The organism is Streptomyces sp. NPDC090445 (assembly GCF_044769385.1).
Taxonomy (GTDB): Bacteria; Actinomycetota; Actinomycetes; order Streptomycetales; family Streptomycetaceae; genus Streptomyces.
Genome location: NZ_JBIVXV010000031.1, coordinates 23,289 through 43,667, shown reverse-complemented (window position 1 = coordinate 43,667; position 20,379 = coordinate 23,289). Strand labels below are relative to the sequence as shown.

The window sequence follows — 20,379 nt, the reverse complement described above, 5'->3', positions numbered from 1 at the left end:
GGATCGAGTCCTTACTGCCCGTCAACGGCAGGTCTGGTCGACGTGGGACAGCCTCCCGTACTTCAGGGCGTCCGCGGCCGCGATGACTGGGGTGTAGCCGACGTTGCAGCTGTGCACCACCAGCAGCGCGGCGATCGTCACGTGCAGGTCCTTCAGCCTGGCTTCGCCGCCGGTGACCGAGGTGAACGCCTGGTCGGCGCCCCACGAGAACACCTCCAGCAGGGCCTCCGGCAGGTCGACACGGGGAAGCGTCGCCTCCACCGCCTCCCGCAGCTGGCGCAGGGAGGCGGGTTCAGGCTCCGGCTCCAAGGCGGCGAAGTGCAGGCGGCCGTCGTCGTCGAACACGATCTGGGAGTTCGCCGGCACCCGCGCGGCAACCTCACGGTAGGTGCCGTCCAGCAGCGCGGCCCGCGCCGCCAGGTACTCGCCCGCCCCGGTGGGCAGGCCGAGCGAGGCCAGCACGGTGGGCTTGGCCTGCTCCCACGCGTCCCCGTCGAGCAGCTTCGCACGGCCACGACGCCGATCTTGGTGAGCATGGGTTCGAATGCGGCGGCTCGGTCGGGCGATCTTCGGTCTGTCCGTGCATGAAGACAGGGCCTCTGGTGCAGCTCGGGGTTGTCGAGACCTTGAGCACACCAGGAGGCCCTGTTGTCGCTGTTCCATGCCCTCGCACCGGCTGGCGCCAACTCGGCTTCACCTGAGTGTGATTGCCTCGCTCATCGGTTCGGCAGTGCCGGCGACCGACCGTACAGGCGACCGAGGTATCCGTCCGACATGAGCGATGCGGAGTGGGCCGTCGTGCGCGACGCGATGCCCGTCCCCGCCCGGCTGGAAGGCCGGGCCGGGCAGCCGTAGGGCTACTGCCACCGTCAGATGGTTGACTCAGTGCCCTACTTGGTCGCGGGCGGTATCACCTGGCGGGCGATGCCGGCGGACTTCCCCAAGTGGGATCGTGTCTACGCCTTCTTCCGACGGTGGCGCGACACCGGCCTGGTCGCCGAGTTCCACGACCGGCTGCGGGACCGGGCCCCCGCCCGGGCCAGCACCAGTCCGCCAGGCCGCCAGGCCGCCGGTCGGGATCGGGAGCCGACCGCCGGGATCACCGACGCGCAGTCGGTCAAGGCCGCCGCATCCGTGCCCGCCGCGAGCAGGGCTTCGACGGCGCAAAGAAGGTCAACGGCCGCAAACGGCACATCGTGGCGGGGGCTTTGGGGCTGCTGTTGACGGTGATGGTCACCGCGGCCGCGGCCACCGACCGGGACGCGGGACAGGCGCTGCTGGCCCGGCTGCGCGAACGGCACTGGCGCATCACGCTGGTCTGGGCGGACGGCGGCTACACCGGACGCCTGGTGGACCTTGCCCGCGACGCCCTGCCGATCGCGCTGACCGTGGTCAAACGCACCGACGACACCACGGGCTTCGTCGTGCTACCCAAAAGGTGGCCGGTGGAGCCGACGTTCGCGTGGCTGATGCGCTCACACCGCCTCGCCCGCGACTACGAGGGCCGCACCGGCACCTCGGAGGCGATGATCCGATGGTCGATGAGCATGGCCATGAGCCGCCGACTCGCCCGACGGCCACACTGAACATGCCCGGCTTCTCCCTCCGCCAGCCAGCCCCGCGCGACCAGCCGCTTCGCCTTCGACCGCACCCCTTCCACCTTCGCCGGAACCGGCTCCAGGCCGAGTGCCACCGCGAGTTGCCGACAGTCCATCACCTCCCCACCCGCCCGGCTCCCACCAGTCAGCGCCTTCACGAGCCACTGATAATCCGGTGCCAGCACACCGACGTCGAGCCCTTCACACCACTGCGGCACCACGGCACCGGGCACCGCTACGGCCCGCGCCGGCCCCTCACCCGCCACCACAACCGGCGGCACCTCCTCGCCTCCCTAAGAAGAGACAGGACCTCCGCCACCGTCTCACGGGCGATCACGAACCGCTTCCACACGGCCTCCGCCTCTCGCAGCTCGACCTGAAGGCTCTCCACCCGCTGCCGAGCAGCACGTTCAAAACCGGACCTGTCTCTGCCGCCGAAACACCGACTGAGACAGGTTCCGGTTTTGAACGGGCTCTAATTCACACGTAGGTTGGCGATCATGAAACGGCGCCTCCCCTATCGGGTCGCGGCTTCTTCCCGCCACCGACTGAAAGGTTGACCACAGTGACGAGGACTCTGACTCGCATCGCCGCCACCTCCGCAGGCCTCCTGCTCGCGGCCGGTACCGCGCTCATCACCGCGCCCTCCGCCTCGGCCCTCACCAGCGGTCGGCAGCACAACGCGGCCTCGGGCAAGTGTCTGGGCATCTACGGGAACGTCAGCAACAACGGCCAGGACGCCATCCAGTGGGACTGCAACAGCAACGCTGACCAGAACTGGGACTTCACCGGTGTCGGGGGCGGCTACTACCGGCTCAAGAACGGGAACGGCAAGTGCCTCGGCATCTGGGCGTCCACCGGCGTGGCGATCCAGTGGGACTGCAACTACAACGCCGACCAGAAGTGGTACATCGACTCCACCGGCGGCTCGGCGCAGTTGAGGAACGGGAGCGACTGGAACAAGTGCCTCACCATCTCCGGCAGCGGTAACGGCGCCAGGGCTGTGCTGGCGAGCTGCAACCACCAGAACAACCAGCTCTGGTACTGATTCGGAATGGCCTGAGGGCTGGATAGCGATGGCCAGGGAGTTCCGCTCTCCGGGCCATCGCCATTGCGCCAGGCTGCTCTACGGCAACAGCGACCCCGACGAGGTCCGCTGCACTGGCCTCTCCACGGCCGTGCTGGTACCGCTCGACGTGCGGAACCGAGTACGCCTGCCAGACTGTCCACGACGGCAAGCCGATGTCAGTGGAGAAGCTGCGTACCACCGACGACGGACCGCGCGCCTTCTGACCGGCCCGACAGCAGCGCGGGTGAGGTCGCTGAGCCAGATCATCGAGGCGCGCTGGTGGAGTCCGGCGAGGTAGCTGTGCCGGGCCGGCCGCCCCTGGAGCCCTTCTTCTTCCGGTGGGCGGCCTGGTCCTTCTTCTCCGGGATGACCGCCTTGATGCCGCGTTTGCGCAGGTGAGTGCGGTTGCCGCGGGACGCGTAGGCCTTACGCCCCCCGCGGTCCTCCGGGCCCGGGGCCGGGTCCTGAAGCGGAGCCGTGGCGGCCAGGTCGCGGTAGATGGTCGCGGGCATCGCGCGGCGGGGCAGAGGGCCAGACGGCCGTCGTCGGCGAGGACCGCCTCGGCGGCCTCGGGAGCGTCTTTGCGGGTGGTCTCGACGAGTGACGCGATCGGGTTGGCCGTGGCGGCGGGGCGCTGCGGCTGTCCGGAGACGGCCTCGCGCTGCTGGACTCGGTGCACGGGCGCACCGCCTGACGGCCCGCAGGGACGCCGCAGGGGCCGGACCCGGCGGGTCCGGCCCCTGCGGCCAGTGTGGGGCGTCAGTTCTTGACGGGCTCCATGCAGAGGACGAACTTGTCCGTCTCGAGCTGCTGCGCGAGAGCGACCTCGGCCACGCCCTCGCACTTGTCGAGGTCGAAGGTGTTGTCGACGACCTTGACGACCTTGTAAAGGTCGGCCACCTTCTCGGTGCAGCCCTTGCTCTCGACCTCGGGGGCGTTCTCCGGGCCGGTGACGACGACGCAGTCGCCGGCCTCCGCGTGCACCGGGGCCTCGCCCGTCAGGTGGGGAAGGCCCAGGCGCCAGAACAGTGCGACCGTGATCGCCACGACGACGCCGAGGATCTTCTTCCCCAGGCCGCCCTTCTTCTTCGCGGGCTCGGACGGCGCGACGGGGGCGTCGAACGGGCCGGGAGCGGCGGGCTGCTCGGGGGTCTGCGGCGCGGGAGGCGTGGCCATGAAGGGTTCCTTGGGAACGTGTGCTTGATCGAACGCACGTACGTTACCGGCTCCCGAACACACAAAAGGGACTCTTCCCTTCCGCTTTCCGATCAGATACGGAGTCGTGATCCTGCCGACCCGTCAGGGCCGCGCCGCCGGATCCCGGCGTACGGGCGGGGGCCCGGGCCCGTGTACGGATCTGTCCCGGCTGGGCCTCGGCCGGGCAGGCAGATCCGCTACGTCGGCGACCGCGGGAATCCGGGCGGTCGTCTCCTTCCCGAGCGTCTCCACGAGTCGGTCCTCGCCGGCCCCGATCAGGATCCACGACTGGTTCGGCTCGAAGGCGTTCGTCGCAGCGATGCGATCGGCGCCGTACCTGCGGCGAGCAAGCAACTGGGGGCTGGGGGAAATTCGAGTGACCGGCAAGGACGGTCCTCCTTACGATCGGGCGCTGCGCAATCTGCCCTCCCCCCTCTGAACGGCCACTGCATGAAATCCCTGATCCCTGGCGTGCTGCGTGATGAACCGCAGTTCGCCCGCCTGTTCATAGGGCAGTCCCTGTCGGTGCTGGGCGACCGCGTGTCGCTCGTGGCCGTGCCCTTTGCCGTGCTCTCGGTGGGTGGGTCCGCCTCTGACGTCGGCTTGGTGGCGGCCGCAGGGCTGGTGCCCATGCTGCTGTTCACCCTGGTGGGCGGGGTGTGGGCGGACCGCTTCCGGCGGCACCGCATCATGCTGGTCTCCGACATGGTGCGGTTCGCCGTGCAGGGGCTCATTGCCGTACTGCTGCTGACCGGTGTCGCCGAGGTTCCGCATCTGGCCCTGCTGATGCTCGTGTTCGGCACGGCGGATGCGTTCTTCATGCCCGCTTCCACGGGACTGATGCCGCTGGTGGTCGGGCCGGACCGGCTGCGAGAGGCCAATGCCCTGCGCGGGTTCGTCCAGTCGTCCGGGCTGGTGCTCGGTCCGGCCCTGGCCGGTGGACTGGTCGCACTGGCCGGCCCCGGCGGCGCCCTGGCCCTGGACGCCCTGACCTTCGCAGTCAGTGCCGCGTTCCTGGCCCGGCTGAGGCCCCGCGAGACGGCAGCCGAGACAGTGGAAGGCGCTGCCGGGGGGACCTTCCTCGCGGAACTGCGCGCCGGCTGGGTTCAGGTGCGCAGCCGGACGTGGGTGTTGTCCGGCCTGGCCGGCATGGCGGTCTACCACGTTGTCGTGCTGCCGTCGGTCTATGTGCTGGGACCCGTGCTTGCCGAGCGTGAGTGGGGCGGTGCGGCAGGCTGGTCGGTGGTGGTCGCAGCCTTCGGTATCGGGGCCATCGTGGGCGATGTGTGCGCCTACCGGCTCCAGCTCGCGCGACCCATGGCCCTGGCCGCTGCGGCGCTGGCTGTGGCGTCCTGTCAGGCGATCATCATCGGATCCGGCGCATCGCTCGTCTTGATCGCGGTCCTCGAAGCGGTCACCGGCGTTGCCGTTTCCCTCTTCTTCGTCCTGTGGGAGACGGCGCTGCAGACCCACGTGCCCGAGAATGCCCTGTCCCGCGTGAGCTCTTACGACCATTTGCTGTCGGCAGGACTCATGCCGGTAGGCCTGGCGCTCGCCGGCCCGGTGTCCGAATCCCTCGGCGTGCGGCCGACTCTGTACGCGATGACGGTCATCGCGGTCCCGGCTACTCTCGCGCTTCTCTGTGTCCCGGCCATACGACGCCTCCCGGCGCATGCCCCGGGCACTGCGAGCGGCAGTGGCAGCGTCCACACCGCCTCAGAAGCCGGCCTGCCGTGAAGCAGGACAGCGGCGGCAGCCGCCGAACTCCTCATGGCTGAACGGTCACGGTGCCGGGTCCCCCGCCTTGGGTCAGTACCGCCCCCGTCCGGACGGCACCGGCTACGAGCCGTGGGCCCTTCAGGCCGTCGAGTCCTCCGGCGACCGGATCACCGGCATCACGGCTGTCCCTGACACCGTGCGCCCCGTGTCCGGGACCTCAGACTCCCGGCACCGCGGCCGCGGTCGGTGCCGCAGCCGTCATCGCCGTCATCGCCGTCATCGCCCGGCGGCGCAGCCGCAGTGCGGCGACGCCGCACACCGCGTCGGTGAACGTGCCCTTCACCGCCGTCAGGGGGTACGGTGCCGCCCTCCGCCTTCTCGAACCGGTAGCAGGAGTCGGCGGAGTTGCCGCGGGTGTCGCCCAGCAGGAACGTCCCGGACCCGACGGGTTCGTGGGGGCGGAACGTGCGAGGACCGGCCGATACCCAGCCCAGCGCCACCGGTCTTTTCAAAGACCTCGCACGGTCGGAGGTGCCGTAGGGGTCGCCACGCTCCCCAAAGTCGGACCAGAACCCCGTTTCCCGTGAGCGGAGCCCGGGGTCCTTCGGACGGATGCGCCGGGCAGCGGGGTTCTTGGCGGTGTCTGGCGGGGTGGGGTCAGGGGCGGGCGTCGGAGAGGGTGTCGTCGAGCCAGTCGTAGATGCGGGCGTTGGCATGGCGCGTGGCGCCCGGGTGGCAGTGGGCGCCGGCGCCTTCCTCGGCGGTGAAGAGCATGAGGGTCTTGGGGCAGGTGAGGTGTTCGTAGAGCTGCTCGGGCTGGCCCTTGAAGAACTCGTCCTCCGCGGCGTCGCAGACGGGGGTGGGGCACTGGATCCGTTCGGCGATCCCGCCGGCGAGGGTGTAGTCGAGGTAGGAGGCGTTGAAGGCGCGGGGGGTGTCGACCCCCCATGACGTACATGCAACGTGCGCGATCGACCGGGCTGGGCCCGCTTGGGGGCCCCGGCGCGCGGCCCGGACGTGGGAGGAGTCGATCACCGCCCGCGACCAGTCCAGCTTCTTCGCCACCTGCAAATGGCCGAGTGCCGAGTTCGGCGACGGCGTCGCGGAGTCCGAGCAGCAGACCGCCACCACGCTCGACCTACTCGCCCGCGCCGGGGCCGTCTCCACAGGAACCAAGGTGCGGATCCCTCCACCCGGGGTGGGACGACACCACCGTCCAGGCCGAGCTCGACGCGATCCTCGCCGAGACCAGCGCCGCCGCCCCCGACCTGGTCCATGGGCTCCGACCCTGCAGGACGCGCAACCTGGGAGTACGGGCCCGAGCGGCGAGACGGACGATGCCGGGGATGGCGGCCGGATGGGTCATGTCTCTCTCGCGTCACTCAGTCGCGGATGGCGAGTTCCTGGGCCATTTCCGCGCAGCGTACTCGGGCCGGGGAGAAGCCGTGGGGCAGCTTGGTGACCGCCTCGAAGGCGCTCATGCCGCCATCCTTGGCATCCGGCTCCAGTGTGTCCCCGGCGGCGCCCTCGGGGTGAGCGGTGTCCAGGGTGTCGAGGAGGACTGCTTCCTCCTCCGCGATCCCGGACTCTTCGATCACCGTCATCAGGGTCTTCTCGAAGGCGTGGCGCTGGGCGGCCCTCTCGGCGACGCGCGGGTCGTCGACGGCGACGGTGTCGTCGAGTGCTTCCTCGCCGGTGTCCACGCGGTCGGACTCGGCCCGAAGTTCGGGATGCGTGGCCAGCGCAATGAACCGGGATGCCTGCACGACCGCGCCAAGAGGGCCGAAGATCCGCTCGGTGACGAGCAGGGCGTCCAGGTCCGCCTGGCGCAGCGAGCCTTCGGGAAGATTTTTCAGACGGCCGGTGACCGCCTCGGAGAGCAGGCCCATCCGGCTGCCCTCGGCACGCATCCGCTGCACGCGGGCCCGCCGGCGGGCAAGCCCCGCCTCCTGGACGGCGAGGGCCTCCTCCAGCCGGGCCAGGGTGGCCTCTATGCCGTCCCCTTCACTCTCGCCGGTCCCGGTCCCGGTCCCGGTCCCGGCCGCGGTGGTGGTGAAGGCGTCACGGATGTCGTCCAGGGCGATTCCCGCGTCGGCCATCTTCCTGATCCACAGCAGCCGGACCACGTCCTGAAAGCTGTAGCGGCGGCGGCCGTCGCCGCCCCGTCCGGGCTCGGGGATCAAGCCCATATCGTGGTAATGCCGGATCGCCCGCGGTGTCGTGCCCACGAGGGCCGCCACGTCACCGATCTTGGCCTGACGCGACACGAAGAAGGACATGGACATCAGTGAAGGACCTTTCACAAACGAACGAGGACAGCCCCACCTGACCACATAACGCTACGGCAGGTGCAAACCTGCACCAGCCCCTGCACGTCGAGCCGTCCCGAACAGCACCAGCCAAGCCACCTCCCCGCCCGCGCCGGACTTCAGGCGTGCGACGCGGCGCTCGACCGGTGCCCGTGCCGCGGCCAGGGCCCGGTTGACGGTCTTCTCCGTGAGGGTGAGTCCCTGCAGTGGCCTGCGGTTGATGCCGGTACTCACCCGGGGGCCGCCGCCCAGGTAGGCGAGATCGGCGAGGACGGGGACGCCCTGGCGCTCGCAGACGCGCACGATCCGGTGGGCACGAGGGGCGGTCAAGTCGTGGGCTCAGCCCGGCAGTGTGGGTGATAGCCACAGCAGCCGACCGCCCGGATCGGTACCACCTGCACGTTCACGCCGTGCCGGCGGTGCTTGTGGGAGCAGTCGGCCCGTCCATCGCCGACCCGCGGTCGCACTCGGCGAGGGTACCGTCCCGCGGACGTCCGCGGCCCTCGGCGGCCTGCTGGACTCGCAGTCGGCCCGCAGCCATCAGGGCGGCCAGGCGACGCGGGCAACCGGGTGCGGGGCCGCAAGCGGCACCTGCTGGTGGAGCCCGCGTTCTGTACTGACGACCACATGAGTCCGGGCATGCTGCAGCTGCTGGACGCGCTCACCGAACTGCCCGCCCAGGTCCTCTCCGATCTCAGTACGGTGCTCGGCCCTGAGCGCGGTGATCGGCTCCGACGCCGACGACACGGGCGCATGAGCACTGCCGTCAGTCCGTCTTGCCGCAGATGGAGTCAAGGGGCGGAGAACAGCGGTGGGGGGCTCGGCCTCACCCGTCGGCGACGGGCAGGTTGTGCCACCAATGACCGCATCCGCCGGAACAGAAGCGCTCGCGGCGCCGTTCGTCCGCGACCGCGAGTACCGCGACCAGTAACCGGAACGCCTTGCGTCGTTCGTCGACAGGGGTGAGGCCGGCGATCTTCCCTAGTTGCGGGTCGATCGGGCCACAGATGATCAAAACTGCAGGGGTGTGCGTCGGGCGCAGCCCGGCACGTCGGATGCTCTCAGGTCCGTCTTCGGTGACGGCACGCGCCTGCACGCAGTGTTGACGCAGGAACAGAAGTACCTCGGCCTGCTCCTTCGGGCCGTGGGTGTCGAACCACTCGATGCCGTGTGACATCGGGCGCAGGCCTTGGGCGAGTTCGTTGAGGATGATGTCCCGTTCGGTCATGATCAGCTCCCGCAGTCCAGCGAGGCGAATACCTCAGCGGTCTCATCGACGAAAATGCACAGTTGCTGCACGGCCTGTCGGCAGTCATGCGGGTCAAGGGCCGCCACGGCCCGGACCTCAAGCCATCGGTCCCAGGGACCGGCCGGGGCAAGGAACCGTGTCGCGTATTCGGAGCCGAGAATCTCGTCGAGGTAGAGAAGCGTCCCCAGGACGACTGCCTGGTCGTAGTCGAGGTCGGGACGCGACAAGTAGTGATCAAGGTATGTGCTGAGCAGTTCGACATCCGCTGCAGTACCGAACTTCGCAAGGGCGACGCAGTATGCCGCGCCCGCATACGGCCCCTTGCTGGCCAGCAGGAGCTGGCCTATGAGCTCGCGAAACTCGGACCTGTGGGCCACAGCAACCAGCCAGGCGGCAGTCTTGCGCTCGCGCCATCCACCCTCGAATAGCACGCCGAGCTCCGCCGGGGTGATTTCGTACGCAGCCTGAGCCAGATCCCGCACAAACGCGGAGCGCTCGACCGGGCTCAACCGGAAGACGCTCCCGCCCAACCGAAGGTATCGCCGATCAGGCGTGACGAACCGCCGAACCAGATCCTGCAACTCGGGATCGCTCTGGACATCACGCATAGCTGCATCCTGGCCCGGAACGGTGTACATGCGCCACAGGTTTGCCGACTGCCTCAACGGACCATGGATACTGGTTCAGAGAAGGTCAGCCTGCCGGTGGGCCTCTACACGGCCACCGGCAGCCACACCATCCACTTCCATCAGCTCCAGCGCGGCACCTCCGACCGGATCCGCAACAAAGGATCAACGAGCGCACCGGCGACAAGGCCGACCTGACGGACATCGTGAAGGGCTTCCTTGACGTTGGCACGGACGGCGAAGGTCGCGGCCTGCCGCGTCAGCCGCAGCTGGCCACCGGGGACATCAAGATGACGTCCGCCAGCGGAACGACGGCTGGTGCCGGCTGTCTCGCGACAGTGAGGCGGAGCATGCCGCGTCCGTGGAGAGAAAGGGGCCGCAGGCGGTGCTGGCGCCGATGCTGGTGCCGTAAGTGACGCGCAGCGCGCCCGGGGCTTTGTCCAGTGCAACCATGTGAGGGCAATGCCGGCGAACAGGCAGGTCAGGCCAGTGCCCCTGCCCGCCGAGCGAGGGCGAGGCGGTGGGCGGCCCGGATCGCGGTGGCGAGGTGGAAGGCGTCTACGGAGCCGTGCTCGCAGTGGATGTCGGTCAGGGTGACCGAGAGCGGGCGGGAGCCTGCCTGGGCAGCCAGGGCGTGCCAGAGGCCAGTCACGGCGAGGGCGAGCCCACCGCCGATCAGCAGGGTGACCGCGAGTCGCCACTTGGTGGGCAGCTCGGCGGCGGTGCGGCCTTTCACGACTACCGCTGTGCCCACGGGGGTGACGAACGCAGCGAGGCCGTTGCGCCAAACCTCCGCGCTGGCCTTGGACGTTCGGGAGCGAGTCGTGTACAAGAGCGTAGAAGCAGTCGCGCTCCGCCAGGTCGGTCTCGCTCGGGCGGCGACTGCGGCAGCCGGTGCCGGAGGAGGATCGCCCTGCGGCCGCCTCTACAAGCGGAACGGAGTAGCACACAGAGCGGGCCGGGATTAGGGCATGTCTCCCTGATCCGTGCTCATTTCGCTCGCGCGGTCCGACTACTCGGTGGCAGGGTGCAGTTATGGATCAAGCAGAGGTATTGCTCATCGGAGGGCGCGCTGGCGTCGGCAAGACGACCGTGGGTTGGGAGGTCTCAGCGTGTCTGCGCGCCGCGATGGTTGCTCACTGCGTCATCGAAGGTGACTTCATGGGGCAGGCACATCCCGCTCCGGAGGGGGACCCTCGCCGCAGGAAGATCGCCGAGCGCAATCTAACGGCGCTCTGGTCGAACTACGCCGAACTCGGGTACCGCCGCTTGATCTACACGCACACGGTCAGCGTTCTGGCCGAGAACGAGGGCATGTTCCAGCGCGCCATGGGTTCGAATGTCAGGCTTATACGGGTTGTGCTCACCGCATCCGATGCCACCGCCCATGAGCGGCTGACCAGTCGGGAACTGGGCTCGGAGCTGGAGCACGAGCTGCAGAGCAGCGCCCATAAGGCGCGGCTCCTGGATGAGCAGACGCCCCTGGACACGGTGCGAGTGGCGACCGACGGACGAACCGTGGTCGACATAGCGCGCGAAGTGGCGGGCGCTGCCAACTGGCTGCCCAGCACCTCCGGTTAGGGTCTGCGCCGCTCAGTGCCGGGTCCAGATGAGGATGGCAGCGAGGTGGAGTGCGGCCTGGAAGGCGATGGCAAGCTTGTCCGTTCGCATGGCCAGGCCGCGCCACTGCTTGAGCCGGTTGATGCATCGCTCGACCGCGTTGCGCTGCTTGTAGGCCTCGGCATCGAAAGCGGGTGGCCGGCCGCCTGCGCGTCCTCGCCGCAGACGATGACCGACCTGGCCGGACGGCTGGGGAATGACGGCCCGGATCCCGCGCCGGCGGAGATGGCCCCGGATCGCGCGGGACGAATAGGCGCGGTCAGCCAGGACGGCATCCGGCCGGGTCCTCGGTCTTCCCGGCCCGCTTCGCGGGACACGGATGCCTGCCATAACGGCTTCGAAGGCCGGTGCGTCGCCCGCCTGGCCCGCGGTGACTCGGAGGACCAAGGGGCGAGCGTGGCTGTCCCTGACAAGGTGGATCTTCGTGCTCAGACCGCCACGAGAGCGTCCGAGCGCGTGGTCATCTGGCTCAGGCCGAAATGGCGCCCCTCTTTCCTGGCTCCGGCGGCGTGCTGGTGGGCCCGGCAGACGGTTGAGTCCACCGACACTGTCCAGCCGATGTCGTCACCGACGTCGGCCGCGGCCAGGACCGCGGCGAGGATCCTTTCCCAGGCGCCGTCCACAGCCCACCTGAGCAGCCGCTTGTGAGCGGTCTTGAATGAGCCGAGCTCGTCTGGAAGGTCCCGCCAGGGCGCGCAGGTGCGGTACTTCCACGCGATGGCCTCAAGGGTGCGGCGATGGTCGGCCCACCGGCGGCCGCGAATCGGATCGGCCGGTATCAGCAGCTCGATCCGGTCCCACATCGCATCAGAGATCACTAACCGGACAGACACATCCCATCAACTGATCTGCCGATCAAAGAGACACTAGGCAGCGGGTACCGCGTGAGCGCACCTTCTGTGGCTGAGAAACAAGACCAAACAGTGTGATGGTCGGCCTGGCTGTGCGGCATCCCGTGCACCGCCTGGTCCGAGGTCGAGGTCCTCACCGAGAACCGCCGCCAGGAGAACGAGGCCGACGCGCCGCGCTGGAAGTGTGGCGGACCGGCGACCACCAGCACGCCCTCGAACTCCTCGCCGCCGGCGGAGAGTCGATCGACACCAGCCAGTCGATGTCGTCCGCCGCGTCGGCTTGTGCCTGCGCGGCCGTCAGCATCCGGTCGAACGTGCCGTCCGCTGCCCACCTGCGGAAACGGGTGTGGAGCGTGGTCCACAGGCCGTACCGGTCGGGCACGTCCCGCCAGGCGACCCCGGTGCGGAACTTCCACACGATCCCGTTCAGGACCGTCCGGTCGTCCAACCGCGGCCGTCCCATCACAGGCCGCGGCAGCAACGGACGTATGAGGTCCCACTCGGCATCGGACAGTTCATGGCGACGTATCACGACACCATGATCCACAATCCAAGATCCTCACGCACGACCTCGCCCTACGGATCCCGTCCGAGGAGAGTTGGGGCCGCGCCCCAACTCGCCCACCGCGGCACCCGCCCTCGCGGGATGGCTCACGATTCCCCGGCCTCGGTGTCGCCGGAGGACAGGGCCGCCCCTCTCCTGCGGTACACCACCACACCGCACACCGCGAGGAGGAAGACGGCCACGGCGGCCACCCCGAGGGCCGTCCGCACGGCGAAGAGCCTTTCCAGGATCTCGAGCACGCCGAGCCCCGCGGTCGTGTAGATCAGCGCCCAGGCCGCTCCGCCCACGAACAGGGCGGGGAGGTAACGCGGCAACGGCATGCGCATGCTGCCCGCGAGGAAGTTGGCTGCGGTCTGAAAACCGACGGTCAGGAAGGAGACGGCCACCACGGGCGCGCCCCACCGCTGGATCGCCCGCTCGGCGCGCTGGAACTTCGCCGAGGAGACCCGCCCGGCGAACCTGCTGCGCCGGGCACCGGCGCCGGCGAGCCACCCGACGGCGAACGTCCCTCCGGCGCGGAGCAGGACGATGACATACAGGGCTCCGGCCGTAAGCGCGATCTCATCCACGGCGCCTCATCCCGAGCCCAGGGCCGGAAGCCGGGACGCCCGTCACCCGCATGGGCGTCCCGCCCCAGCGGGCGCACGACGCGCACGAGCCCGGTCGTCGTCTCTCACCTGTGCCCTGCCTCTGCCCGTTCTGTCCTAATGGTTTGCTGCCTGCGGCCTGGAACCCGACCTGCACGCTCGCACGCCAGGCCAGGCTAACCGAACGCGTATACGGGGGTACAGGGGGCTACCGGATGAACGACGGGCGGGGTCACTCGGCGACTGGAGCCGGCTGCGGCGAATTCCCCCACAGCAGCGATTCCAGCCCTCGTGTACTCCTCCAGCTCACGGATCCTCTTCCGAGCGGCGGCGGGCTCGGCCTCCACCCACGCATGAGGCTCCGGGGCTGCCGCAGGCGCGGCAGGGGAGCCCCAGCGCCGGCCGTCCGCCGCCCGTATCCAGTTCCGCGAGGTCTCCGTATTGACGCCGAGATCGGCAACGGCCAACTTGATCGTCGCTCCCGGCCTCAATCGGTACAGCGCGACCGTGACCGCGACCACGTCCGACTACGGCCTTGGAACGCAGCCCGATGGAAGCAGACCTCGCCACCGATGAAGTACGCGCGGAGCGGTTTCCGCGGGACGAGTAGGCCTTGTCCGCGGCGACCACGCCGGGCCTGGTGCGTGGGCGACCGACGGGCAGGCGGATCCGCGCCCTGCCCAGCACGGGGATGAATTGCGGACTGTCCGGGGCCTGCCCGGCAGTCAAGACGAAAGCGAGCGGACGGCACCTGCGGTCTGCGGCGAGATGAATCTTGCTGGTCAGTCCACCCCGGGATCTGCCGAGCAGGGCCTCCTTCAGGCGGAGCCTGCGTCGACGTCGGATGCGCCAGCGGTCAGCGTCTGTTCTGTCCCTCCGGTCCGCCTCTTTTTGCCGGGCCGCCTCCTGCTCCTGCACGGCTTCTTCCATGGCCTCCATAAGGTGCTTGCCGACTCGCATCCCTGCGGCGTCATGATGGGCACGGACCGTTGTGGAGTCCACGCTGACCGGCGACAAGTTCGTTCTTCCCACGCGGGCCCCTTCGGCGATTAGGCCTTTGCACCGCTCCTGCTGTCCCCCAAACTGTCGGCCTCTCCTCCAGCGGCGCCCGACGGGCACGGCCCTGATGCTGCCGCTGGCGGGCCCCTCGAAGGCGTCCGGCGCGAAGCGTGGCCCTACGCCGGCATCCGCCACGACAAGCAGGTCTGGGCCGTCCTCGTCCCCGAATGGCAGAACCACCGCGCCCAGCCTCTGCCCCCGAAGTAGCACCGGCCGCCCCCGCGGCCTTCGCCCGCGCGCGACCGGCCGGACGCTCCCGAGCCGATCGCGGAGGTCACCACGCCGCGTCGAACGGTGGACGGAGAGCAAGAGGGAACGGGCCGCGGCTGCACGGTTCGACAAACCCGCCGTCCGCGATGAGGCGAACTACTCGGGCGGAGTTGAGTACCTGCGCTCTGGTGGGTACTCGGGCGGGTTCGCACACTGGAGCCATGCGCAAAGAACTGCGGAGACGGGTCCTCGAACAGCTGGCGCCCCTGGTGCTGGCCGGGGTGGCGATGGCGGCGTGGGCTGCCTGGCTGGGCTGGGACCAGCACCGCGACGTGCACGCCGACGGCTCGGAGACCGGCCCCTACGGGGCCTGGCAGGTGATCGGGCTCGGCCTGACCCTGCTGGCACCGGTCTACTGGGCGGCGTCCCGGCAGCACATCGCGGCCGCGGTGCTCGGCACCACCACCGGGCTCACCGCTGCCGCCTACTACGACTGGTCGGACGACGCGACCGGACTCTTCATGATCGGCGTGAGCATGGTCGCGATCGGGAGCCTCCTCGCCACCGCCACCCTCTCACTCGTGATTGCTTCCCGGAAACGAAAGGCCGGACCCGGCCGGACCCGGCACGGATGGAATTCCAACCCCGAGTAGCCGCGCGGCCACGCACCGACGGGCTGCCGAAGGACAACGACGGGGCGGCGCACCGCACTGGCCTCCCGTCGGCGAGCCCCCGTCAGCTCACCGGAACTCATGAGCCACTTGGATCTCACCGACGATGTGGGCGTTGAACTCGTCAAGTTCCTCAGCGGAAACCCACTGCTCGGGGATCGTCTGCCCGCCCACCTGCCGGACGGGATGCCGGCTCAAGAACTCCGACTCGACATCGAAACGGGTGACGAAGCCAGCGCCGTCATGCCTGACGTTCCACTCTGTCGCGATCTTGATGGCGTAGTCCTCGTTGAGGACCGGGTAGAGGATCGGCTGCTCGGGCAGCCGCGGCGGCCAGGTACGCCAGTTCAGCTCCCGGACCAGGTCCAGCTCCACGGGGCCGGTGGGCCGGTGGGCCGGTGGGCCGCCACAGGGTCGTCACTTGCCGGCTGGTCACGGGAATCGCTCTCTGGCCATGGCAGCCGCGGCACGGCCGACCCGGAGGCGAGACCATAACTCCAGCCCAGGCACAGCAGCCACGGGATTTCAAGCGGCACATACGGGATGATCTCGAAGCCGGACCAGGCCTTACACGGTGCGGGAAGGGTGGCTCTCGGATTCGCCGTGCGAGAGACAGGCGGCGTCGACTGCAGGATCACCGGGGCAGGGCGTGTGGGGCGCTCGTACAGTTCCGTCATACACGTCGGGTCGAGGATGGCCGTGCGGTGAAGGAACTCAGGCTGCCCATCGACCTCCCGGCGGCGCGGAAGGATCCGGACAGCGGCTATACGGTGCACGGGCGCCGGTTCCAGGATCCGTACGCCTGGCTGGAGCGCATCGACGACGCGGAGACCGCGACGTGGATCGCCGCGCAGGAGGCCGTCACCCGGGCCGTGCTGGCCGAGGTGCCCGGACGGGACCGGCTGAGGGCGGAGGCTTCCCGTGCCTCGCGGTATGCGCGCATGTCGCCGCCGATTCCCGCGGGACCACCCGGCCAGGAGTTCTTCTGGCAGGCGGGTGCCGACGACGAGAAGCTCGCGTTCATGCTGCGGCGCTGCACAGGAGCGGCCGCACTGCCCGAGACCGTGCTCGACCCGAGCGCGTGGGCGAGCGAGGAGGCGCTGGTGTTCGCCGTGCCCTCGCCCGACGGCCATCTGGTGGCCTTCGGAAAGTCCGTGGGCGGCACGCACGACGCCGTGATCCACGTCCTCGACATCGTCTCGCGGCAGGTACTGCCCGACCGGCCCCGCGGCTCAGGCCACTCGGCACCCGCCTGGCTCCCCGACTCCTCCGGCTTCCTCTACGCCGCCTGTCCTGAGCCCGGCGAGGTCCCGCCGGGCGAGGAGGCACTCTGGCACGCCGTGTACGAGCACCGGCTGGGGTCGCAGAAGCCGGCCCGCCGGATCTTCGGAGGACGGCACGATCACGAGAAGGAATACTGGTGCTCGGTCAAGGCCAGTGAATGCGGCCGCTTCGCGGTCCTGTCCATGTGGGACTACGTGCACGCCAACACCGTGCACCTGCTGCGCCTGGCCGACGGCGAGCTCATACCGGTGGCTCCCGTCATGCGGTCCCTCAACCAGGTCCAGGTCATCGACGACTCGCTGCTCATCCATACGGACCTCGACGCACCGCGCGGCCGGCTCTGCCTCGCACCGCTGACCGAGCCGACCGCCTGGCGGACCCTCATACCCGAGGGCCCGGACACGCTCCAGACGGTCGCCGGAGTCGGCGGCCGGCTCTACGCCGTCCACACGCACGCAGCCTCGCACCGGGTGCGGATCCACGCCGCGGACGGCACCCACCTCCGCGACCTGGAGCTTCCTGCCCTCGGCTCGGTGAACCGCAACGAGGGCGAAGGCGTCGTCAGCGGGGTCAGCGGCCGCTGGGACGGTGACGAGGTATGGGTGAGCTTCACCTCGTACGTACAGCCGCCGTCGCTCTACCGCTACGACTACGCGGCGGACCGGCTGTCGCCGTACCACGCACCCGACGCCGGACTCGACGCATCCGCATTCATCACGGAACAGGTCTGGTACGAGTCGCCGGACGGCACGCCGGTCTCGATGTTCGTCGTCCGTCACAAGGACCGGAGGAAGTTCACGGTGGGGCCCGGCCCGAGGGGTCTCGGCGGGCGCGTCAGGCCCTTCCGGTCATCGTGATGCGCTCCAGACCTCTGCGACGGCAGGGCGGTTCGGCCATCCCGCAGACTACGGCCGCCGCAGGCTGCTTCGGTACGCCCCCGGCGTCTTTGTCGGCGGCCGCGACCGGCTCCCAGTCGCAGCCGCCCGCCACGGCAGTCAGGGCCACCTCTGGATCTGGCGCGAGACGGAGGGCGGTATCGTCGCACGTGAGAGGCTCCCCATCGCAGACCGGAACTCTCCGACGAGGAGTGGACCCGGTTCGCGGAGCAGACCGCTGAGGGGGCGGGCGAGGCTCCGAGGCAGCCGTCCGCGCGGGCACGCATGGTGAGCGCCAGACTCCGGCGGGACCAGGGACAGGAGCCGCCGGGCCGGCGCACCGGACCGGCCTGGCAGGACGCAGAGAAGGTCGCTCCGCTGCCCGCGGAGTCGGCGGCTCCGACCGCCCCGCCCCCGTCCGTGGTCCCGGACCGGCCGACCATGCAGGAACCTTTCCGTGGTTCCCCTGCCGTCCAGTGGGCCGACGGTGCAGCCGGCTTCGAGCTTCCGAAGGCAACCGCCGTGGGCGGGATGACCCAGGCGCAGGTCGCGGAGGCGCTGGAGAAGACAAGCAGTTCCTGGTCGCCGCCAACCTGGATCCCGCGACCCTGCGCGGCGAGCGGCCGGCTGCGGCGCTGGCGATCCTCGACCCCCGCCAGCCGAACGTTCTGCAGGAGCCGGAGCGGTCGCTCGCGAAGCCCACCGCGGAGATCACCCCGGTGGAACTCTTCACCCGTTTCAAACCCGCCGAGGCCAAGCCCGTCGGCAACATCGTCAAGGTGCGCGGCAGCATGCGCTCCGAACCGGGCGAGCGCAGGGAACTGCTGGTGGTGGCGGACTACACCTTCGTCTACCCCTTGGCCAAGGGGGCGGGAGCGTCCAGCGGACCATCGTGCGCAGGCAGATCATCCTGGCCCTGCTCGACCCGGGGTGCTGGGAGACCACACGGGGCCGGCTCCAGGCGCGCAGCTACCGCGAGTGGTCGAACGTCGCGTGCGTGGCGGCCTACACGAAGCCCTCGCCGCCCTCGCCATCACTCTCGCCCACACCTACAGCCCACTGGCCTGGTTCCTCGCATGTGCCAGCACCACGCTCCGCCCGGGTGGCTACCGGCGGATACGGCCGTGCCTATGATGCGGAACGCCTCGACCCCGGCAGTTGCGATGCCGGGGTTGGGCGTTGCCTCGGCGGCTATGCGAGCCAGACGACAATGGTCCTGGCGGCCGACCGGAATAGCGGCCGGCCCTGTCTGGGCGCGGCTCGAAGGCACACCAGCCCCCGCAGGTCGAGGTCGCTCTGCAAGCGCTCGGCGCCGGCGTCCCCCTCCGGTCCCACGCGCCGGTTGCGGCAGGGGCCAGGGAGTCGGTGTCTTCCATGAAGCCGAGCATGCGGGCGTTGACCACGGTGGGGTGGTCGATCTGCGGTCCGTGGCCCGTCGCGGCGATGATCTCGGCGCGGGCTCCGGTTACGAGGCGCGGTACGCGTTCCAGCCGCCGCTTCGGGTGTAAGAGCAGGCTGTGCTTGCCCAGGATGAGGTAGAGCGGGGTCCGGATGCTTCGCAGGGCGTCCTCGGAAAGCGGCAGGGGCGCCACCCCCTGGTCCAGCAGGCCGGCTGCAGCCTGCTCATGGCCGCAGCGCACCTGCTCTGGTTCGCTCGCCGCCGGCCTGCTCTCCGCACCCGCTCTGCGCACACGCACGCTGCGCCGCCAGACCGGCCTGAACCGCGTGATGGGCACGATTCTCGTCGCCCTTGGGATTTCCCTCGTGTTCGCCCTCCACCTGAAAGAGCATCCTGCTCCCGGCAGGTGTGCTCGGCATGGACGGCCTGATATCGACTACGATGCGAAATGGTTACCGAACGGCGTGTTCGTCGTCCATGGAAGGTCGGGTCTGGCTGCACATGTCCATCAGGCGTGAATACATCAAGTCGCTTCATGTGAAGAATCGTTCATGACGGCACAGAGGCGATCTGCGGTCATCCGGTTCCTCATCGCGAGTACGGTTTCCGTGGCCGTATCCACAGGATGCTCGACGGAAAACAATGGAGCATCAGGCGGCGATGCGAGCGCCTCGGCAGCATTCGCTTCCGCCCCGGCGGAACAGGCCGACAAGGATGCGGCGAAGGCTCTGCGTGAGGAGCTGTCGCGCGTCGGTGCCGAGGAGTTCACTGCAGCAGACTACAAACCGGGCAGGGTTCAGCATATCGTTCTCTTCAAGTTCAAGCCGGATACGTCCTCGGGGGAACAGGCCGAGACGATGAAGCGGTTCCGTTCTCTCAGGACGCAGGCAACCCGCGGCGGGAAGCCCTACATCATGTCCCTGGATTCAGGCATCCAGACGAGTGGTGAAGGGGCTGGAATGGGCATGCAGCAAGGCTATGTCCTGACGTTCGCCTCCGAAGGTGATCGGAACTATTACGTAGGAAAACCCGTTGTCGCCGATCCGGAGTTCTATGACGCGGCACACGAGTCGTTCAAGAATTCCGTCCGGCCGCTCCTCGACAGTGCCATCGTTTTTGATTTCAACGCGAGCAAGTGACCGGCCGAAACTCCGGCGGTCGATGGACTCGGGCGTGCGCGAACCCCCCGTTCATCCTGTCGTTGACGGATGGAACGGCCCGGCCGGCGCGGCCCTGTTCCGCTGAACGACGGCTCGCCATCCGGTGACCTTGAGCAGAATCGAGCTCGCAGACTGGCGAGCCGTCCACTCCTGGGCTTCCCTCGCCCAGGTCTGCCGCTTCCACCACGCCCCGCCCCCGAGCAGCCACCCCCTCTGGGCCCACGGATACCGCACGTCAGAGGGGCACATTGCTACCCGCCCGCCAACCGGAACGGGAAGCTTCAGCGGTCCTGGACCGCCCTTCCTGCATGCCCGAGCTGGAGTCCGGCGT

20 protein-coding genes and 4 pseudogenes are annotated in these 20,379 nt (G+C 69.3%); 9 read left to right on the top strand and 15 right to left on the bottom strand.

The annotated features are described in order from the left end of the window. Nucleotides 1-30: 30 nt before the first annotated feature. Nucleotides 31-510 (bottom strand): annotated as a pseudogene (locus ACIQUT_RS34470) (Tn3 family transposase); the annotation flags it as partial. Nucleotides 511-873: 363 nt separating this feature from the next. Between ACIQUT_RS34470 and ACIQUT_RS34465 the strand changes: the two are divergent. The 3 genes from ACIQUT_RS34465 (at nt 874) to ACIQUT_RS34455 (ending at nt 2,646) form a co-directional block, all read left to right on the top strand. Then, on the top strand, nt 874-1,224 hold the full coding sequence (locus tag ACIQUT_RS34465) for a transposase (RefSeq protein ID WP_403568874.1): 351 nt from the start codon (nt 874-876) through the stop codon (nt 1,222-1,224). Further along, nucleotides 1,131-1,586, top strand: a complete 456-nt coding sequence (locus tag ACIQUT_RS34460; RefSeq protein ID WP_403568929.1) for a transposase — start codon at nt 1,131-1,133, stop codon at nt 1,584-1,586. The genes ACIQUT_RS34465 and ACIQUT_RS34460 overlap by 94 nt, the downstream gene beginning before the upstream one ends. Nucleotides 1,587-2,163: 577 nt before the next feature. Beyond that, entirely contained in the window at nt 2,164-2,646 is a 483-nt protein-coding gene (locus ACIQUT_RS34455; protein ID WP_403568872.1) for an RICIN domain-containing protein, read from the top strand. A gap of 326 nt (nt 2,647-2,972) precedes the next feature. On the opposite strand, the pseudogene ACIQUT_RS34450 reads toward ACIQUT_RS34455, so the two are convergent. After that, nucleotides 2,973-3,095 (bottom strand): annotated as a pseudogene (locus ACIQUT_RS34450) (IS5/IS1182 family transposase); the annotation flags it as partial. Between the two features lie 331 nt (nt 3,096-3,426). After that, entirely contained in the window at nt 3,427-3,843 is a 417-nt protein-coding gene (locus ACIQUT_RS34445) for a hypothetical protein (protein ID WP_403568870.1), read from the bottom strand. A gap of 471 nt (nt 3,844-4,314) precedes the next feature. Between ACIQUT_RS34445 and ACIQUT_RS34440 the strand changes: the two genes are divergently transcribed. Further along, a complete protein-coding gene (locus ACIQUT_RS34440; RefSeq protein ID WP_403568869.1) occupies nt 4,315-5,601 on the top strand; it encodes an MFS transporter in 1,287 nt (428 codons plus the stop codon). A 199-nt stretch (nt 5,602-5,800) separates the two neighbouring features. On the opposite strand, the gene ACIQUT_RS34435 is transcribed toward ACIQUT_RS34440, so the two are convergent. The 6 genes and pseudogenes from ACIQUT_RS34435 to ACIQUT_RS34410 form a co-directional block, all read right to left on the bottom strand. Then, entirely contained in the window at nt 5,801-5,926 is a 126-nt protein-coding gene (locus tag ACIQUT_RS34435) for a hypothetical protein (protein WP_403568867.1), read from the bottom strand. Between the two features lie 314 nt (nt 5,927-6,240). After that, nucleotides 6,241-6,750: a hypothetical protein gene (locus ACIQUT_RS34430; protein ID WP_403568865.1), complete on the bottom strand. Its 510-nt coding sequence runs from the start codon at nt 6,748-6,750 to the stop codon at nt 6,241-6,243. Nucleotides 6,751-6,965: 215 nt separating this feature from the next. Continuing rightward, nucleotides 6,966-7,868 (bottom strand): MerR family transcriptional regulator, encoded by a 903-nt coding sequence (locus tag ACIQUT_RS34425; protein WP_403568863.1) that lies wholly within the window; start codon nt 7,866-7,868, stop codon nt 6,966-6,968. A gap of 138 nt (nt 7,869-8,006) precedes the next feature. After that, nucleotides 8,007-8,445 (bottom strand): annotated as a pseudogene (locus ACIQUT_RS34420) (transposase family protein); the annotation flags it as partial. A gap of 273 nt (nt 8,446-8,718) precedes the next feature. Further along, complete coding sequence (locus tag ACIQUT_RS34415) at nt 8,719-9,120, bottom strand: DUF5958 family protein (protein WP_403568861.1); 402 nt, start codon at nt 9,118-9,120, stop codon at nt 8,719-8,721. Nucleotides 9,121-9,122: 2 nt separating this feature from the next. After that, on the bottom strand, nt 9,123-9,749 hold the full coding sequence (locus tag ACIQUT_RS34410; protein WP_403568859.1) for a DUF6000 family protein: 627 nt from the start codon (nt 9,747-9,749) through the stop codon (nt 9,123-9,125). 63 nt (nt 9,750-9,812) lie between these two features. Here ACIQUT_RS34410 and ACIQUT_RS34405 point away from each other — a divergent pair, with 63 nt between their 5' ends. Continuing rightward, nucleotides 9,813-9,965: a hypothetical protein gene (locus ACIQUT_RS34405; protein ID WP_403568857.1), complete on the top strand. Its 153-nt coding sequence runs from the start codon at nt 9,813-9,815 to the stop codon at nt 9,963-9,965. A 283-nt stretch (nt 9,966-10,248) separates the two neighbouring features. Here the strand turns inward: ACIQUT_RS34405 and ACIQUT_RS34400 are convergent, their stop codons facing one another. After that, complete coding sequence (locus ACIQUT_RS34400; protein ID WP_403568856.1) at nt 10,249-10,503, bottom strand: hypothetical protein; 255 nt, start codon at nt 10,501-10,503, stop codon at nt 10,249-10,251. A gap of 299 nt (nt 10,504-10,802) precedes the next feature. Here ACIQUT_RS34400 and ACIQUT_RS34395 point away from each other — a divergent pair, with 299 nt between their 5' ends. Continuing rightward, entirely contained in the window at nt 10,803-11,348 is a 546-nt protein-coding gene (locus ACIQUT_RS34395) for a hypothetical protein (RefSeq protein WP_403568854.1), read from the top strand. A gap of 12 nt (nt 11,349-11,360) precedes the next feature. Here the strand turns inward: ACIQUT_RS34395 and ACIQUT_RS34390 are convergent. From ACIQUT_RS34390 to ACIQUT_RS34375, 4 genes and pseudogenes are all read right to left on the bottom strand, one after another. Continuing rightward, nucleotides 11,361-12,220 (bottom strand): IS5 family transposase gene (locus ACIQUT_RS34390; RefSeq protein WP_403568852.1). Its coding sequence is split into 2 segments (ribosomal slippage): nt 11,361-11,881 and nt 11,881-12,220, totalling 861 coding nucleotides; the frame shifts between segments, so codons are not numbered across the junction. A 151-nt stretch (nt 12,221-12,371) separates the two neighbouring features. Beyond that, complete coding sequence (locus ACIQUT_RS34385) at nt 12,372-12,770, bottom strand: transposase (protein ID WP_403568850.1); 399 nt, start codon at nt 12,768-12,770, stop codon at nt 12,372-12,374. 119 nt (nt 12,771-12,889) lie between these two features. Then, nucleotides 12,890-13,372, bottom strand: coding sequence for a DedA family protein (locus ACIQUT_RS34380; RefSeq protein WP_403568848.1), 483 nt, complete (start codon nt 13,370-13,372; stop codon nt 12,890-12,892). A gap of 603 nt (nt 13,373-13,975) precedes the next feature. Beyond that, a pseudogene (locus tag ACIQUT_RS34375) lies at nt 13,976-14,638 on the bottom strand (transposase); the annotation flags it as partial. Nucleotides 14,639-14,880: 242 nt separating this feature from the next. Between ACIQUT_RS34375 and ACIQUT_RS34370 the strand changes: the two are divergent. Continuing rightward, nucleotides 14,881-15,312: a hypothetical protein gene (locus ACIQUT_RS34370; protein ID WP_403568847.1), complete on the top strand. Its 432-nt coding sequence runs from the start codon at nt 14,881-14,883 to the stop codon at nt 15,310-15,312. Between the two features lie 87 nt (nt 15,313-15,399). Here the strand turns inward: ACIQUT_RS34370 and ACIQUT_RS34365 are convergent, their stop codons facing one another. Further along, nucleotides 15,400-15,705 carry a hypothetical protein gene (locus ACIQUT_RS34365; protein ID WP_403568845.1) on the bottom strand — a complete coding sequence of 102 codons (306 nt, stop codon included), beginning with the start codon at nt 15,703-15,705 and terminating at the stop codon, nt 15,400-15,402. Between the two features lie 329 nt (nt 15,706-16,034). Here ACIQUT_RS34365 and ACIQUT_RS34360 point away from each other — a divergent pair, with 329 nt between their 5' ends. Together ACIQUT_RS34360 and ACIQUT_RS34355 are read left to right on the top strand one after the other, a co-directional pair. Continuing rightward, nucleotides 16,035-17,471: a hypothetical protein gene (locus ACIQUT_RS34360; protein ID WP_403568843.1), complete on the top strand. Its 1,437-nt coding sequence runs from the start codon at nt 16,035-16,037 to the stop codon at nt 17,469-17,471. A gap of 1,968 nt (nt 17,472-19,439) precedes the next feature. Further along, nucleotides 19,440-20,027 (top strand): Dabb family protein, encoded by a 588-nt coding sequence (locus ACIQUT_RS34355; protein WP_403568841.1) that lies wholly within the window; start codon nt 19,440-19,442, stop codon nt 20,025-20,027. Nucleotides 20,028-20,379: the final 352 nt, after the last annotated feature.

What these genes read in the sequence shown, in the direction of transcription:
- ACIQUT_RS34465 (WP_403568874.1), top strand. Translation starts at nt 874, where the DNA reads ATGGTTGACTCAGTGCCCTACTTGGTCGCGGGCGGTATCACCTGGCGG.
- ACIQUT_RS34445 (WP_403568870.1), bottom strand. Translation starts at nt 3,843, where the DNA reads ATGGCCACGCCTCCCGCGCCGCAGACCCCCGAGCAGCCCGCCGCTCCC.
- ACIQUT_RS34440 (WP_403568869.1), top strand. Translation starts at nt 4,315, where the DNA reads ATGAAATCCCTGATCCCTGGCGTGCTGCGTGATGAACCGCAGTTCGCC.
- ACIQUT_RS34425 (WP_403568863.1), bottom strand. Translation starts at nt 7,868, where the DNA reads ATGTCCATGTCCTTCTTCGTGTCGCGTCAGGCCAAGATCGGTGACGTG.
- ACIQUT_RS34415 (WP_403568861.1), bottom strand. Translation starts at nt 9,120, where the DNA reads ATGACCGAACGGGACATCATCCTCAACGAACTCGCCCAAGGCCTGCGC.
- ACIQUT_RS34410 (WP_403568859.1), bottom strand. Translation starts at nt 9,749, where the DNA reads ATGCGTGATGTCCAGAGCGATCCCGAGTTGCAGGATCTGGTTCGGCGG.
- ACIQUT_RS34405 (WP_403568857.1), top strand. Translation starts at nt 9,813, where the DNA reads ATGGATACTGGTTCAGAGAAGGTCAGCCTGCCGGTGGGCCTCTACACG.
- ACIQUT_RS34395 (WP_403568854.1), top strand. Translation starts at nt 10,803, where the DNA reads ATGGATCAAGCAGAGGTATTGCTCATCGGAGGGCGCGCTGGCGTCGGC.
- ACIQUT_RS34370 (WP_403568847.1), top strand. Translation starts at nt 14,881, where the DNA reads ATGCGCAAAGAACTGCGGAGACGGGTCCTCGAACAGCTGGCGCCCCTG.
- ACIQUT_RS34355 (WP_403568841.1), top strand. Translation starts at nt 19,440, where the DNA reads ATGACGGCACAGAGGCGATCTGCGGTCATCCGGTTCCTCATCGCGAGT.